Below are 14514 nucleotides of genomic sequence, written 5' to 3' on the forward strand. Positions count from 1 at the left end.
CCAGGCCGGTTTTTCTTTCCTGCGTTCCCTTCCAGACTCCTGCACGCACGCGACGGATCGGACAGACAGACTGCCTCTCTCTAATCGGCCTTGATCGGGTCTCGCCCGGGGCCATGCGATTAACCGCACCCGCAAGCCTTGATCCTACGTCGGCGGTGTCCGGCGAGCGGGGATCAGCCGCCCGTCTTGTTGATCCGCCATTGGGTTAGCCAGGTTCCCTGCGGGTCGGTCTGACCTGTTCGTCTATCGCTGATGTGCAGTTGCCATTGCTCGGTTGTGCTCAGGCCCGCTGCCAGGCCTGCGGGTTGTAAGCCTCGCCCTTCGCCAGCACCGCCCACAGTTGCCGAGCGTGCTTGTTGGCGATGGCGATCAAGGTCTTGTGGTAGCCGATCCGTCCGCTCAGCGCAACGATCCACTGTTGCAGACGCGTCAGCTTTTCAGGGGATTCCCGCCGCTGTTTTCGCATCGTCGCAGCCAGCACGCTGCGCGCGCCCTGCACGAGCAGGGTTCGCAAGTAGTCGTCGCCGCGCCGGGTGATGCGTCCGAGCTTCGTCTTGCCGCCGCTGCCCGACTGGCTGGGGGTAAGACCGAGCCACGCGGCAAACTGTCGCCCGTTCTTGAACATCGACGCATCGCCCACGCTGGCGGTCACCGCGTCGGCGGTGATGAGCCCGACGCCGGGCAGATCCCGCGCCCGCTTCGCCAGCGGATCGTCCGCCTGCTGGGCGGTGATCTGTCGGTCGCACTCGCCGATGCGCGCATCCAGCGCGTCGAGCTGGTCGCGCACGCTCTGGATCAATCCCCGCAGGGCGGGCGACAACGCGGTGTCGAACTCCCGCTCGGCCAGTTGCGCCCGCAGATGCCTGGGGCCGGGATCGACGATCAGCCCGAATTCAGCGAGCAGCCCGCGAATCCGGTTAAGGAGCGCGGTGCGCTCTTCTACCCAGCCGATTCGCAGGCTGTGCCAGGCCAGGCGCTGCTGCTGGGCTTCGGTCTTGACCGGGATGAAGCGCATGCCGGGCGAGCGCAGCGCGATCAGGATCGCTTCGGCGTCGGCCCGGTCGTGTTTGACCGACTGGCGCTTGCGGTACGGACGCACGAACTCGGCCGCCATCAACCGCGGAGCCAGGCCCAGGCGCTGTGCCGTACGGCCCCAATGATGGGCACTGCCGCACGCTTCCATGCCGATCACCGTGCCCGCCGGCAGCGTACCGAGCCAGGTCAGAAAGCCCGCCCGATTGAACTCCCGCCGCGCCACGATCCGCCCGGCGCAATCCGCCACACAGGCCACGAAGACATTCTTTGCCAGATCCACTCCAACCGTCGTAGCATCCATTTCGACTTCCCTCCTCGCCGTTTCAGATTGACCTTCAGCAATGCAATCTTGGCACTTTGATGCCGGGTGGCAACCCCACCGGGCGGGTGGGGGAAGTCCCTTTGTAGTCCAACGGGATGCGCAGTTCGTTGCCGAGGAAGCGCAGCAGGTTGAGGAATTCCCGGCGGTTGACGCTGTTGCCGGCCAGCACGTTGTGCAGCTCGTCGATCACCAGCATGCGCACGCCGACCTTGCGCAGCAGTGCCAGAGCCAGTTGCTCCATTTCCGGCAACCGTGGGCGTGGGCGCAGCGGCGCGCCCATCGCGGCGAGCAGCGCGACGTAGAAGCGGATCACGGACGGCTCGGACGGCATCTGCACGACCAACACCGGGATGTGCTCCTGGTCGGCGTCGGAGCTGGCCGGGTGGGTGCGGCGGAACTTCTCGACGATCATCGACTTGCCATTGTTGGTCGGGCCAACCAGCAGCAGGTTGGGCATGCGTTGCTTGTTTGGCCACGCATAAAGGGCTTCCAGCCGGTTCAGCGCCTCGACTGCGCGCGGATAGCCGATCCAGCGGTCGGCGCGAAGGCGCTGGATGCGCTCGTCCGCCGGAAGACGGGCCAAGCCCTGGGCCGCCGGCAGCAGGTGGGACAGGTCGATGATGGGATATTCGTCCACGGCTACCACTCCTCAATCTGGTCGAACGGTTTGGCGGGTGGCAAGTTGTCTGCCTGCGGGTCGGCAATATCCGTATCCGGCGGAACGGGCTTGTCCGGCCGAGCTGATGTCTTGAGGTGCTGGCGGCGATCCGCGTCACGCCGCGCCTTGCGTGTGGCCTTCTGCGCGCTGGTCACAATCTCACGCATCTGGCCGATCATGCGGAACAGCGCCGACTCATCCACCTGTTCGCGCCCTTGCTGCCGCAGTTTCGCCAGCGCCTGCCGTTGTTCCCAGAGGGTGACAGCCGGATGCGACAAGGTACGGTAGGGAATTTCCAGGTAATGCTGTCCCTCCGGTTCCAGGACCCAGATACGGCTGATGTCGCGCGGATCGCGCCGGATCAGAAAGGACGGCCAGCGTTCACGCCGCGCAATCCACGGCTTGAGCGCATCGGCGTAGTAGTGGATGTGGTCGATGACAAAGCCGGTGCGGGTCAGCGTGCGCCGGAGGATCGGCAGAAAATCGACCAGGAACGAAGTAGCGCGTGTGACGACGGCCGGTACGCCGACACGCGCCACGGCCTCGGCCCAGCGCGCGGCCGGCGGTTGGAGCAGGCCGTTGTGCACCGAACCGTGGTAGGTGCCGACCGCCAATGTGAGCCAGCGCTCTAGCTCGCGCAGCGTCAGGGCGGCCTTGTTTTCGGAATCGTAGTCGCCGCGCTGGTCAGGGTTGGAGAAGGTCGTTCCCGGCAGTTCGTCGTGAATCATCTGCATCGCCGTGCCGATGATCCGTTCCACGATGCCGCCATAGTGCGGCTGTCCCAGCGGGCGATAGTCCAGCCGGATGCCATGCTGCTCGCAACCCCGGCGCAGGGCCTCGCTCTTGAACTCGGCCGCGTTGTCTAGGTAGAGCAGCAAGGGCTTGCCGCTCATCTGCCAATCCATTTCCACGTTCAGTCCTTCCAGCCAAGGGCGCTTGTCGCAGGCGACATGCACGAGGCACAGGCCAACCGAAACGGCAGACGGCGCTTCCAGCGTGACGACCATGCCGAGCACGCAGCGGGTGAACACGTCGATGGCGAGGGTCAGGTACGGGCGGCCAATAGGTTGCCGGTCGCGGTCATCGACCACGATCAGGTCGATGACCGTATGGTCTATCTGCACCTGCTCCAGCGGCGCGGTCACGGCAGGAGGCTCGCCGCCCACACCTTGTAGGTCACGAGCGGCATCCTGGCCTTCCCGCCGGCGGATGACCTTGCGCGGGTCAAGGCTAGCGATCCGTAAGGCCACGGTATTGCGCGCCGGCACTCGCAGTTTTTGAGCCTTGCACACCTGAGTGACTTCGCGGTGAAAGGCCGCTAGGCTGCGCTTCTGCTTGGTCAGGAACCGCTTTTGCAGTAGCTCGTGGATGACGCGCTCGACCGGTTCCGGCAAGCGCCCCTTACCTTTACCTCCACCGGACTGGCCGGGCACCAGATCCGTCACGAGGCCGCTGCCTTGCCGGGCACGCCGGATCAGAACGTATACCTGGCGCCGAGACAAGCCCAGCGCCTGAGCCGCCATATCGGCCGCTTCGTGCCCGACCGTCTCCGACTGCGCCAACGGACTGATGATCTCCGCACGACGGCGCGCACGCTCCCAAGCCTCATCAGGCAGAGTGGCCACGCCTTGTTCTGGAATCCGTGGGGTGTCCGTCGCCATGCTCACCTCGCTTTGGTGCACACGAGTATTGAGCATAGTCGAGATTGGTGCAGATCACTTCTGATATTGAACTGTCAGGAGCTGGCTGCACAACAGCCATTACGCCCAATCAACTGGTGCAGTCGTCTTCTGAAAATGACACTCATTGCGTCAACTGGGAATGTAAATAAATTGACCGTTTTCTGGACAGCCGCAGAACAACAAGGGCCAGCAAAAGCCGGCCCTTGTCGTCTGTGTTCAAGCTGGCGCTCAATCCCCGCCGACGTAAGTAGTTCCCCACGGATGGTGATACACCGTGCACGGCTTGCCGGTGTGCGGGTTCACCCCGCCCGATACCGCAGGCGCGCCGGTCCCTGGCCACCTGGACATGCCCGCGAAGCCATCACTGAGCCACCACGCGAGCCAGAAGGGAATCCACACGATCAGGCCGCCGAACAACATAGCGGGGATGTGCTGCCATTCGGGCAGTGCCAGCCATACCGACGCCGGCACGGGAAGCCAGAGCATCCAGCGCCGCCCGGCAAACAGCATCCGCCACGCCTTCGCCCTCATCGCGCCTGCTCCTCGATAACCAGCACAACGTAGCTGGCTGTGTTCTTGTCGTCCTGCATGTGAACGACCCGAAAGCCCTTTTCGTAAATCTGGCGGATCGTCACCTTGCCGATGTGCTCGCAGTGCACGACAGAATCAGCGCCCCGGAACGGGCCGATGCAAACACCGCCGCGCAAAGGAGCTCCGCCATCAGCGGCAACCACGTTTGCTGCCACAACGGCCAAGAGGCCAGTCAGCAGCGTTTTTCTCATGTCGGCAGCTTCCCGATGATGCACCGTACCTCGTCGATCTCCATGACGAGGCCGGCCATGTTGCCCTGCGTGCGCCGGGTCTGAATGTCCGCCATGCGGCAGAAGGTGCGCGCCAGGCGCACCACTTCCGAGTCAAACCCGCCGGCAGGCACGATGCCGGAACCCACCAACATTTGACCGTTTTTGCACTGCGCGCGGATGAAGTCGCCCGCTGCCGACAGCTTGCGGGCGTTCTGTGACGCGCTGCCCAGGTCGCACACGGAATCATCGGTTTGACCGCCGACCAGGGAGGCCGCGCCGGCCGGTTCAATTGCGCCAATCAACAGGCTGGCCAACACGGCCCCCCCTCGCCTGATTGCTGTTTTTCTGCCCATCGTCACGCCGTCTTTCTCAATGAGAAAGCCATATTGTGACTTAAACACGGCTGACGTAAAAGCAGCACATCGGGAGACTGGTTTGCATGTCTCCCGCCGCCCTATCTCCCGCACAGACCGCGCATTCCGCGCGGGCCGTGCTCGCGGCCAACATGATCCGATTACGCCGGGAAAGAGGCTGGTCACAAGAAGCGCTCGCCTTCGAGTGCGGCCTACATCGCACCTTTGTTGCGCACTGCGAGCGCCAAGTCAGAAACATCTCCCTGGACAACCTGGAGCGCATCGCCAACGCCTTTGGCGTGCAGGCCTATGCCTTGCTGATGCCGACAGGCATTTGAAGCAATTTCGCGCGCGAAAGCGCGGCTGTTTTCCTTGCGCAGCAAGGGTTTTATGCCGGTTCCGCCCTTTCGGTGTCGCCGCGATGTGTCTTCGGTGTCGCCGCGCTAAAAGCCTTGCAGCACAAGGCTTTTAGCGAAGCAACGGGAGTTGCGTGGTGTGTGACAAGTTTTCTGGGGGTGCGGGGCCGTCCCGCAAGCCAGCATCGCCCTCTGTCCATCCCTTGCCCGGCCCTAGTGGATGAGTCCGGCCATTCACCGAAATCGGCGCTGACGGACAAACCATGCCTGCATGTGCGAATGCAGCTTTTCGCGCCCGGCATCGTCCAGGCCGCCCGCCAGGAAAAACGAGAAAAACCGCCCGACAGCCATCCGGGCCGCTGACAGCAATTTGTCGAACATCGCCAGCTCGGCCGCATGATCGGGATGGGCTACCGCCGCCAGAAAACAGCCCACCAGCATCGCCGCCTCTGGCGGCTGCGATTCGAGCAAACCCAGCACACCGGCCACCTCGGGCGGCCAGTCGGTTTTACCGCGCATGGCGATGCAGGATGCGGTAGCACTGCACCGCCTCATCGTGGGTAATGTCGCCCCGGATCAGCAGCGCCTGAACCGCCAAATCGTCCGCGCTCATGGCCAGTCCCTCCAAGGCCAGCGAGGCATGCACCTGGTCGAAATCGGCGCGGCGCTGCTCCTGGCGGGCGTGGTCGTTTTCAGCTTGGCCATACAGCCGGCGCGCCAGTGGCGCATAGCGCGAAATCGCCGCCTCGATGCCGGCGCTGTCGCGCGGGTCGAGATCGTCCCGCTCCCCGGCCAGCGCCGCCTTCATCGCCCCGGCCACGCGCAAAACCGCCTCATTCGGCTGCGCCTGCTCGCGCTCGCGTCCCATGATTTCGGCGTAGTGGGCAATCAACGCCCCGATCACATCACACGCCACTTCGTAGCGCACGCCGGCCCGGTCAAAGAGGCCCGCCGAAGGCGCGGAATCGGTCGGCGCAGCGGCCTGGCTGACGCGCAGCACATCCGCCATTTGCCGCAAACCGGCGCGCACGTCGGCAGGTTCGCCATCGGCCAACACCTGGCGCAGATAGTCGGCGGCAAATCGGGGTTCGGCCTGAAACATGCCGGCCATCGCTTCGTTGTGGTCACGGTCTTTCATCGGTTTTTCGTTCCTTGGTGGTGAGGGCTTCGAGTTGCCCCGCCAGGCGCGCGGCCTGCTCGCGCGCCTCGGCGGCCACCTTGCGGGCTTCGTCGCGTTCTGCTTGCACCTGCCGGGCTTCCTGCGCGGCAGCGGCTCGGGCTTCTTCGTTGGCCTGTGCCGCCTTGGCGGCCTGCTGCTCGATCTGCTCGACGCGGGCCTCTGCACGGGCCACCCGTTCAGCGCATGCCTCCAGTTTGGCGGCCAGCACGGCGGCCTGCTGTTCGGCGGCGGTGCGGCCCTGCTGCGCATCGGCCAGCGCGGCGCGTAGGCGCTCGATCTCGGCGGCCTGCTCGGTCTGCCGTTCGGCCTGTGCCTCGATCTTGAGGCGGGCCGTGGCCAGCTCCACCCGCGCCGATTCGGCGGCCTGTTGCTCGCGCTCGATGCGCTGCGCCTGGTCGGCCAAGTCGGCGGCTTGCTGCTCGGCCTTGCCCGCCAGAGTGTCACGCTCGCGGGTGAGTTCTGCCACCTGCTCGGCCAGAGCATCGCGCTCGGCCTCGATCACCTCACCAGCGGCAGCCAGCTCGACGGCCTCGCCCTGGGCCTGCACCAAGCGGCCCTCGATCTCGGCGCGGGCTTGGGCGGCTGCGCGCTCGATCTCGGCGGCAATAGCAGCCGTCAATGCCTGAGGCAGTTCCGGCGCAGCGGCAGCCGCCACCGGGCGAGCCTCGCGCCAGGCAGTCAGATGTTTGTGAACGGTATTCGGACTGCCGGTGCCCAAACGCTCGCGGATCGCGCGGATAGTCGGCTGTTGCCCTTCGCCAACCAGCGCATCAGCGGCGGCGGCGACCTGCTCAAACGTGATGCCTTCTCGTGCCATGATCGTTGCTCCTTCCGTACCGTATCGGTGTAACTCGTATCAATACAGATATGATACGAAATACAGATACGATATGCAAGCGATATTTTTGCCATCCATCGTCGTGTGACGGATCGCCTACGCCAGGCCAAGGGGCAAAACAGGCCATTTAGCGCGATTTTGGCCGTTGGGGTAGGGGATACCGTCGGCGGCAGTACAAACGGCCCGCCACGGCCCGGAAAACGCGGCCAACGGGCAGGATCAGCCGGTATGCCTGCCCTCGATGCGGCGGGGTTCCCGGTTCTTAAGTGGAAAGTGGGTCAAGGGTCGGAATCCCGGCTGGCGCGGCCCGCAGCCGAAGGCGAGGACACGGGCCGGGATGGAGAGGGCGAAGCCCGGCCCTTGACGCACTTGGAACGGCCCAAGCCTCAAGGAGGGGGGGCAGGAGAAGCAAGCGAAGCGCCGCGCAGCCTGCACCCCTGACGACAGAGGGCGACTCGCTCCCCTTCCCAGCGGGAAGGGGCGGGGGGGATGGGAGAGCGTCGGCTTACCTGGGTGGCTTGTTCAACGCGCAGGCGGCGGCCTGCCTTTTTTGCCAAACCTTGCAGCGGTGGCAAACCGATGTGGCCTGTTCTTAGCTTGGGCGGTGGAGCTGCGACCGGGGGCACTATCCGGCCCCCTCTGGGGGCCTCGATATGGGGTGAGGCCGAAGGCCGAGGGGCGTAGCCCCTGGGGATGCCGGGCGGGAGCGCGAAGCGCGGGCGGAGGGCCGCTTGCGGCCCGCAGGAGCCGGCAGGGGGCTTGCCCCCTAAGAGGCGGAGCGGTCTTTGGTGGGCGCTGCGTTTTCCACAGCGAGCGGCCCTCCAACTATCGGTTAAAGATAAAGGTAAAAACTAAAGGCATAACCTATCGGTTTAGGGGGGGTCTGATTAGGCACGATCAGGGGGTCTGATTAGGCATGGAAAACGCACCCTTGGGGGGTCTGATTAGGCATGGTGGGGGGGTCTGATTAGGCGTGGACAACTTCACCAACTAACAGGCTTGCCAACAGGCTGACGGGGGGTGCTTCCGCCCAAGGCTGACGTAGCCTTGTGGCGGAGGGGGGTCTGATTAGGCATGGTGTCAAAGTGCATGCACCTGGTTGGTTTTTGTCACCAATGAAGCCCACGGCGACGCGTGGGCCGGGCATCAGGCTATGAACCTTTGAAGGGGATCGGCGGCGGCGAGGCCATCAGCATCACGCCGCCCGTCACCTGCTTGACTCGTGCTTGAGGGTACACAGCGAGCACAGCGCGCAAGGCATGCAAAAACTTCTTCTTGAAGTCTTTGTCGGGATCTTTCCCTTGGTACTCCTGGCCGAACTGCTCGCGCAGACTCGCCCAATGCAGAACGACGGGCCTGCCTTCGATGCGGTGTAGTCGCTGGGCTTGAGGTTGCCCCTGAAAAGTGGAGTTCTTAACCCTTGTTGAAAATACCGACAAGGAGTTGAGCAATGAGTGACAAGCAAGTGCGTGCGCAGTACACGCGGGAGTTCAAACTGGAGGCGGTTCGGCAGGTGCGAGCTGGCCAGGCGATTGCGGTGGTGGCCAAGGTGCTGGGCATTCCCAAGGCCAGTCTGGGCAACTGGGTGCGACTGTCATCCAAGGGAGAGCTGAACGACGTTGGCAGCGCCGACAAGGCGACCAAAGTCTCGCCCGAGCAGATGGAGATTGCCCGGCTGCGCGCCGAGAATGCTCGCCTTCGCATGGAGCGCGACATCGCAAAAAAAGCTGCGGCGTACTTCGCGCAGGACACGCTGCGAGGTACGCCTGGATTGACCAAATGAAGTACCGTTACCCGGTGAGCGTGTCCTGCGGGGTGCTGGAGGTCAGCGCCAGCGGGTACTTCAACTGGCTGCGCCGGCGAGAGGATGGTCATGGCCGCAGCGGCCCTGGCCGACTCTACAGCGATGAAGCCCTGCTGGCGCACATCCGTGCCATCCACGCCGAGGTCAAGGGCGAATACGGCTGGCCACGCATGCACAAGGAGCTTGTGGCCCGAGGCATCCGGGTGGGCAAAGACCGGGTTCGCAAGCTCATGCAGCAGCACGGCATCAAGGCCAAAACGAAACGCAAGTTCGTGGTCACCACCGACAGCCGCCACAGCCTGCCGGTGGCACCTGACCTGGTGCAGCGGCGCTTCAACCCTGAAGCTCCCAACCAGCTATGGAGTGGCGACATCACCTACATCCAAACCGACGAAGGCTGGCTGTACCTGGCCGCCGTCATCGACCTGTTTAGCCGCCAGGTGGTGGGCTGGAGCCTGCAGTCGCACATGCAGGCAAGCCTGGTCAAGGACGCGCTGACCATGGCGTGGTGGCGTCGCCGGCCACCACCCGGTCTGATATTCCACAGCGACCGGGGCAGCCAGTATTGCAGCCACGAGGTCCAGGGCGCACTGAAGGACTGGGGCATGCGTTCATCGATGAGCAGGAAGGGCAACTGCTGGGATAACGCCCCAACGGAAAGCTTCTGGGGGCGGCTGAAAACAGCCAGCGTACATGGGTGCAAATTCGCTACCCGTGAGCAGGCCGGGCAGGCGGTGATGGACTGGATGGCCTTCTACAATCACCGCAGGCTGCATTCCTCGCTGGGCTACCTCAGCCCGATGCAGTACGAACAACGCTGGTACGAGGCACAGCGCAAAAAGGCCGCGTGAATCGTGGGTTAAGAACTACACGAAACAGGGGCAAGGTCAATCGTCGATCACCACGACCCGTGCTATGCGTTTCCCCATAAGCATGGTCGCGTCCGAACCGCTCCTCGCCGTTCGGACTTCAAACCCTTCCAGTTCGAGAAGGTCTTTGGTGATCCGGCGGAGCTCTTCGTCTGCAGCTACAAGTAGGACGCTACGTGCCATGGGTGCGGAAGCGTATCACGGCGAGGCTACGTCGCAGGGCCGGTTCTCGCGAGCTTGTCCCAGATCATCAGTGGTACTGCGCTTCATCAAATAGTAGAACTTGACAGAACTACTTTTGCATTGATACATTTGATTGCGACTGAGAACAAGTCGCATTTTGTTATTGCGTGATCCACGCCCCATGTCTTCGCGATTTCGGGGGCGTCCTGACTCCTCTTCCCGCTCCCAAGGCTCTCAATGCTTCAAATGAATCGAACCCAATCCTCTGGTGTGGTCACATCCCCGCGGCGTAACGCCATCTGCCGCGCCATTGAAATCGTTGCGGCTACCGCAACCCTCTCCATGCCTGCAGCCTCGGCATTGGCTCAGGCCGCCTCGCTACCCACTGTGACGGTGACCAGCGAGACGGAAGAGGGCTACGCCGCACCGCGCAGTTCAACTGCCACGAAGACTGACACGCCCGTGCGGGATACCCCTCAGTCGATTTCCGTAGTGACCAAAGATCAGATCCGCGACCAGGCTGCCCAGAGCCTGGCTGAGGCAACGCTCTATGTGCCTGGCATTGGCTTTGCGCAAGGAGAAGGCAATCGCGAAACGCCTATTTTTCGCGGCATTAGCAGCACCGGAGACTTCTTCATCGATGGGGTTCGCGATGACGTCCAGTACTACCGAGATCTCTACAACATTGAGCGCGTGGAAGTCTTCAAAGGCCCTAACGCGATGATTTTTGGTCGAGGGGCCACGGGCGGTCTCATCAACCGTGTGAGTAAGCAGGCTCGATGGACCCCTTCGCTGGGAGGCTCTGTGACGCTGGGCTCGAATAGTAACCGCCGCCTCACCGCCGACATCAATCAGCCGATCAGTGATCAGTTGGCATTCCGTGTGAACGCCTTGTACGAAAACTCTGACAGTTACCGCGATGGCGTCTGGATCAAGCGATCTGGCGTCAACCCCACCTTGTCTTGGCGCGCGGGCTCTAAAACACTGGTGACCCTTGGATATGAGCATTTCAAGGACGACCGGATTGCCGATCGCGGAATCAGCACCTTCAAGGGCGTACCTTTAGCGGTCGCACCTTCTACGTTCTTCGGGAATGCGGCTGGCAGTCCTACTGGAACAACGCTCAATGCCTTCAGTGCGTCGGTTGAGCACGAGTTCGACAGTGGCCTATCTCTTCGCAACCGCACCAGAATCACAGATCAGGACAAGTTCTACCAGAACGTCTTTCCGGGTGCAGTCAACGCGGCGGGCACATCAGTCGCTATCAGCGCATACAACAATGCCACCAGCAGAAAGAGCATCTTCAATCAAACCGACTTCAGCTACAACATCAGTGCTGGCTCTGTGAAGCACAAGCTGTTGTTCGGTATGGAGTTAGGACAGCAGGACACAGACAACTTCCGGAACACAGGGTACTTTCCGGGCAACGTTACGAGCGTGACGGTGCCGCTGTCCAATCCCACGACTTCACTGCCCATTCAGTACCGCCAAAGCGCCACGGATGCGGACAACAGTGGTAAGGCGAAGGTTGCCGCGCTGTACTTCCAGGATCAGATTGAGCTGTCTCCTCAGTTCCAGATCGTAGGCGGCTTGCGCTACGACAAGTTCACTGTCGATTTCCGGAATAACCGCAATGGTCAAACGTTCGACACGTCGGATGGCCTTGTGTCGCCTCGTGTGGGTGTCATCTACAAACCTGTAGAGGCCGTCTCGCTGTATGCCAACTACAGCGTCGCCTATCAACCGCGTGCTGGCGATCAACTGTCCTCGCTGAGTCTCACAAATGCAGCGCTCAAGCCAGAGAAGTTCAAGAACTTTGAGTTGGGAGCCAAGTGGGATCTGCGCTCTAACCTATCAGCCACAGCAGCGCTCTATCGATTGGATCGCACCAACGTGATCGTGTTGGATCCCACAGATCCAACCAGCACTCGCACTATGCTGAGCGATGGCCAGCGTTCGCAAGGGCTTGAGCTGGGCCTGACAGGGCGGGTAAATGCCGCGTGGAGTGTGGCAGGTGGCTACACGTATGCAGACGCAAAGTTTGTGGCCGATACCTCTGCCACGCAGCGAGCCGGTGGCGCGGTGGGCCAAGTTCCAAAGCACACCCTGACGCTGTGGAACCGCTATGACTTCACTCCTGCCTGGGGTGCAGGTTTGGGCGTAATACATCGGACGAAGATGTTTGCAGCCAACGAGCTGATCGCTACCGCTGCTAACCCCACGCCGAATGTCTCGCTCCCTGGCTACACCCGTGTCGATGCTGCTGTCTTCTACACCATCAGCAAGTCCATGCAAGTACAGCTCAACGTAGAGAACCTTCTCAACAAGAAGTACTACATCAACGCCAACAGCAACACAAACATCACGCCGGGCGCGCCTCGTGGCGTTCGATTGGCGCTGAATGCGAAATTCTGATTGACGAAGCCCGGCAGACTAGTTGAGGTTGAACCGCCCCGGGTTTTGAGGAGGCTCCAACACTTGAGAAGATGGAGCTATGACCAAGTCAAACAAGTTCTCACCCGAGGTCCGCGAGCGCGCCGTGCGCATGGTGCAGGAGCATCGAGCCGACTACCCATCGCTGTGGGCAGCCATTGAATCGATTGCCCCCAAGATTGGCTGTGTGCCGCAGACCCTCCACGAATGGGTCAAGAAGGCCGAGGTCGACAGCGGCCAGCGTGCCGGCACCACCAGTTCGGATGCCCAGCGCATCAAGGAACTGGAACGTGAGGTCAAAGAGCTGCGCCGGGCCAATGACATCCTGAAGACGGCCAGCGCGTTTTTTGCGCAGGCGGAGCTCGACCGCCGACTCAAATCGTGAAGGCCTACATCGACCGCCACCGTGACGACTACGGGGTCGAGCCCATCTGCCGGGTGCTGCAGATGGCCCCGTCGTGTTACTGGCGCCACGCAGCCCGACAACGCAACCCGCAACTGCGCAGTCAACGCGCCCAGCGTGACGAGGGCTTGAAGGCCGACATCCAGCGCGTGTGGCACACCAACTGGCAGGTCTACGGGGCCGACAAGGTCTGGCTGCAGATGAACCGCGAGGGCATCGTGGTGGCGCGCTGCACGGTCGAGCGTCTGATGCGTGCCATGGGCTTGCAAGGGACACGCCGTGGCAGGGCGGTGCGCACCACCACGCCGGATACCTCGACCCCGTGCCCGCTGGACCACGTCAACCGGCACTTCAAGGCCAGCCGTCCCAACGAGCTATGGGTGTCGGACTTCACCTATGTCTCCACCTGGCAGGGTTGGCTGTACGTGGCCTTCGTGGTGGACGTGTATGCCCGGCGCATCGTGGGCTGGCGGGTCAGCAGCAGCATGCAGACGGACTTTGTGCTGGATGCGCTGGAGCAGGCCTTGTACGACCGCCAGCCTGTGGCTGATGCCTTGACGCACCATTCCGACAGGGGCAGTCAGTACGTTTCCATCCGCTATACCGAGCGCCTGGACCAGGCGGGCATACGGCCTTCGGTGGGCAGCCGGGGCGACAGTTACGACAACGCACTGGCCGAGACCATCAACGGGCTGTACAAGGCCGAGCTGATTCACCGCCGGGGACCCTGGAAGACCAGGGAATCCGTGGAACTGGCCACCCTGCAATGGGTGCACTGGTTCAATCACGTCCGACTGCTCACGCCGATTGGGGGCATCCCTCCCGCAGAAGCTGAGGCAAACTACTGGCGGCAACTCGCCGTCAGCAACACCTCGACAGAGGTGTCAACTTAAACCAATCAGCCTCCTTGAAACCCGGGGCGGTTCAACCCCGGCCCTGGCGGCGGCGGCCATCTGGCTGGCGGGCTTTTCTACCTACCGCAAGGGGTTTTCCGCATTGCTGCAGGGGCGGCTGAACATCAATGCGCTGATGACAGTGGCCGTGACTGGCGCGTTTCTCATTGGCCAATGGCCAGAAGCCGCCATGGTGATGGCCCTCTATGCCATTGCTGAATTGATCGAAGGCCGCGCGGTAGACCGTGCACGCACTGCGCCATCCGGCTCTTTTGAAAAAATGGACACTTTCGAACCCATGTAAATCATAGGGTTAGCCTACTTGATTGTGTCCATCACTTCTCGCCAGTTGTGGACAGAATGCTTGTCGGTCTCGGTGCCTGTGCAGTGCGTGAACGTTGAACATCGGCTTCACTCCTGTTATGCCTGAGCAGTGCCTGTTGAGACAGCCGGTCCGGCAGCATGGCGATGGAGTGGGCTGTGGCTCTACCGCCACAGCTGTTAATTTCCACTGAATTCTGACCCACCGGGGATGCGGACAAAAACTTGGACTACCAGGGGTCTCCTCGTTTTCAGTGCAATAAGTGACGGTACGCAAAGCTAGCACTGGCGCGGGGGTGGTCTGGGTAGACCGTTGATTTCATTGACTTTCCTGTTCGCTTTGTAAACGGGTATGGTGGCCTCCCACTTTTGAGGTTCACG

Annotated in this window: 12 protein-coding genes, 4 pseudogenes and 1 other annotated feature; of the genes and pseudogenes, 5 read left to right on the plus strand and 11 right to left on the minus strand. The window is 62.4% G+C overall.

Annotated elements, in window-relative coordinates:
* Window positions 1-280: 280 nt before the first annotated feature.
* The 7 genes and pseudogenes from PQV96_RS22230 to PQV96_RS22260 form a co-directional block, all read right to left on the minus strand.
* Window positions 281-1336, minus strand: coding sequence for an IS110 family RNA-guided transposase (locus PQV96_RS22230; RefSeq protein ID WP_142085887.1), 1056 nt, complete (start codon window positions 1334-1336; stop codon window positions 281-283).
* 94 nt (window positions 1337-1430) lie between these two features.
* A pseudogene (locus tag PQV96_RS22235) lies at window positions 1431-1994 on the minus strand (TniB family NTP-binding protein); the annotation flags it as partial.
* A 2-nt stretch (window positions 1995-1996) separates the two neighbouring features.
* Entirely contained in the window at window positions 1997-3676 is a 1680-nt protein-coding gene (locus PQV96_RS22240) for a Mu transposase C-terminal domain-containing protein (RefSeq protein WP_000179844.1), read from the minus strand.
* 74 nt (window positions 3677-3750) lie between these two features.
* Window positions 3751-3822: pseudogene (locus PQV96_RS22245) on the minus strand (hypothetical protein); the annotation flags it as partial.
* A gap of 103 nt (window positions 3823-3925) precedes the next feature.
* On the minus strand, window positions 3926-4207 hold the full coding sequence (locus PQV96_RS22250; RefSeq protein WP_105794836.1) for a hypothetical protein: 282 nt from the start codon (window positions 4205-4207) through the stop codon (window positions 3926-3928).
* 17 nt (window positions 4208-4224) lie between these two features.
* Window positions 4225-4479: a hypothetical protein gene (locus PQV96_RS22255; RefSeq protein ID WP_034033207.1), complete on the minus strand. Its 255-nt coding sequence runs from the start codon at window positions 4477-4479 to the stop codon at window positions 4225-4227.
* A complete protein-coding gene (locus PQV96_RS22260) occupies window positions 4476-4817 on the minus strand; it encodes a hypothetical protein (protein WP_201357143.1) in 342 nt (113 codons plus the stop codon). Before PQV96_RS22260 ends, PQV96_RS22255 begins: the two co-directional genes overlap by 4 nt.
* Window positions 4818-4939: 122 nt before the next feature.
* On the opposite strand from PQV96_RS22260, the gene PQV96_RS22265 reads away from it, so the two are divergent.
* Window positions 4940-5191: a helix-turn-helix domain-containing protein gene (locus tag PQV96_RS22265; protein WP_026353332.1), complete on the plus strand. Its 252-nt coding sequence runs from the start codon at window positions 4940-4942 to the stop codon at window positions 5189-5191.
* Window positions 5192-5443: 252 nt separating this feature from the next.
* Here PQV96_RS22265 and PQV96_RS22270 read toward each other — a convergent pair whose 3' ends face one another.
* The 4 genes and pseudogenes from PQV96_RS22270 to PQV96_RS22285 form a co-directional block, all read right to left on the minus strand.
* Entirely contained in the window at window positions 5444-5728 is a 285-nt protein-coding gene (locus tag PQV96_RS22270) for a hypothetical protein (protein ID WP_105772948.1), read from the minus strand.
* Window positions 5718-6347 (minus strand): antitoxin VbhA family protein, encoded by a 630-nt coding sequence (locus PQV96_RS22275; protein ID WP_181153543.1) that lies wholly within the window; start codon window positions 6345-6347, stop codon window positions 5718-5720. Before PQV96_RS22275 ends, PQV96_RS22270 begins: the two co-directional genes overlap by 11 nt.
* Window positions 6334-7206, minus strand: a complete 873-nt coding sequence (locus PQV96_RS22280) for a DNA-binding protein (RefSeq protein ID WP_034033204.1) — start codon at window positions 7204-7206, stop codon at window positions 6334-6336. Before PQV96_RS22280 ends, PQV96_RS22275 begins: the two co-directional genes overlap by 14 nt.
* Window positions 7207-8378: 1172 nt before the next feature.
* Window positions 8379-8612 (minus strand): annotated as a pseudogene (locus tag PQV96_RS22285) (replication protein RepA); the annotation flags it as partial.
* A gap of 65 nt (window positions 8613-8677) precedes the next feature.
* Here PQV96_RS22285 and PQV96_RS22290 point away from each other — a divergent pair.
* The 4 genes and pseudogenes from PQV96_RS22290 to PQV96_RS22380 all read left to right on the plus strand — a co-directional run.
* A protein-coding gene (locus PQV96_RS22290) for an IS3 family transposase (protein WP_142085889.1) occupies window positions 8678-9882 on the plus strand; the annotation gives its coding sequence in 2 pieces (ribosomal slippage) (window positions 8678-8957 and window positions 8957-9882; 1206 coding nt in all).
* A 447-nt stretch (window positions 9883-10329) separates the two neighbouring features.
* Window positions 10330-12498, plus strand: coding sequence for a TonB-dependent receptor (locus PQV96_RS22295; RefSeq protein ID WP_238385505.1), 2169 nt, complete (start codon window positions 10330-10332; stop codon window positions 12496-12498).
* Between the two features lie 79 nt (window positions 12499-12577).
* Window positions 12578-13812 (plus strand): IS3 family transposase gene (locus PQV96_RS22300; protein ID WP_142085890.1). Its coding sequence is split into 2 segments (ribosomal slippage): window positions 12578-12860 and window positions 12860-13812, totalling 1236 coding nucleotides; the frame shifts between segments, so codons are not numbered across the junction.
* Window positions 12856-12972: a sequence feature (AL1L pseudoknot), on the plus strand. It overlaps the preceding gene by 117 nt.
* Window positions 13703-14080, plus strand: a pseudogene (locus PQV96_RS22380) (hypothetical protein); the annotation flags it as partial. The gene PQV96_RS22300 and the pseudogene PQV96_RS22380, both read left to right, overlap by 110 nt.
* Window positions 14081-14514 lie beyond the last annotated feature (434 nt).

Origin of the sequence: Acidovorax temperans, from assembly GCF_028596105.1 — a bacterium.
Lineage (GTDB): Bacteria > Pseudomonadota > Gammaproteobacteria > Burkholderiales > Burkholderiaceae_C > Acidovorax > Acidovorax temperans.